This is a genomic window from Peribacillus sp. P4_B1 (assembly GCF_056402395.1).
In genome coordinates this window covers 1-809 of sequence record NZ_JBFUHM010000153.1, presented here as the reverse complement: position 1 = coordinate 809, position 809 = coordinate 1, and the positions used below count along the sequence as shown (strand labels likewise).

The 809-nt window shown below is 60.9% G+C and carries 2 protein-coding genes; both read right to left on the bottom strand.

Going from position 1 to position 809, the window contains the following annotated elements:
- A partial coding sequence (locus tag AC1DVK_RS26995; protein ID WP_477627833.1) for a hypothetical protein occupies positions 1–324 on the bottom strand: 324 nt, incomplete at its 3' end.
- A gap of 130 nt (positions 325–454) precedes the next feature.
- The coding region (locus tag AC1DVK_RS26990) for a hypothetical protein (protein ID WP_477627832.1) at positions 455–809 on the bottom strand (355 nt) is incomplete at its 5' end.

The following is an 809-nucleotide window of genomic DNA, read 5'->3' as shown; positions in this document are numbered from 1 at the left end:
GGTCTCCACGCCAACGGGGACCGCGGCGTACTGGTACCCGTTGACGAGCTGGGTTCCGAGCTCATAGTGGTTCGTGGTCAGGGTGTCGTTAATTCGGTCATCGATCTGGCTCTGGAAGCGTGTCACCTGATCTTCACCGAGGATCTGGCCCGAACCGCGGGCGAAGACCGTTTCGACGTTCGCGCAGTCACGGATCAAGGCGTCGGCGACGACAGTGTCGGCAGCCGTCGCCGGCGGCGTGAGCATGAAGGCGGACAAGGCAGCGGTTAGGACGGCCGCGGTCATGCGTAACGGAGATTTTGGACGCACAGCAATTACCCCCAAGTGGTTACTGAACTGGAAAAATGCCGCCCCAGCGGCGGCTCAAGGCCACGGATGCGGCCCGAATGGTCTCAGGGTACCTGCGGGTTTATCTACTGACTAGAGAAACCAGTGGCCGAGTTTTCCTGAGGCGTCAGCTGTGCGGTTCGACCAGGAGGACCACGAAGTTCGTCAAGTCGTCTTTGTCCGGGCTGGTCACATTGAACTTGTAGTCGTACTCCCCGTCGGTTCCCGAGGTGCTGCAGACCGTCGTTGTCCCGCCGACGTTAGGCCTCCGGGTGCAGGTGCCCTCGATGGTCATGGGGACACCGGCTGTGGAGCTCACGGCCTTCAAATCATCGATGGTGAGTTTTTTGCCGGCATCCCAGCGTTTGGCGATGCTCGGGCACGGGTTGGTTGACATGCAGAGGAACATCTCCCGACGAACGACGTTGTCCTCCACCTTCCAATCCGCGGGAATTGCGAACCGCTCGGCCCGGGAGACCATG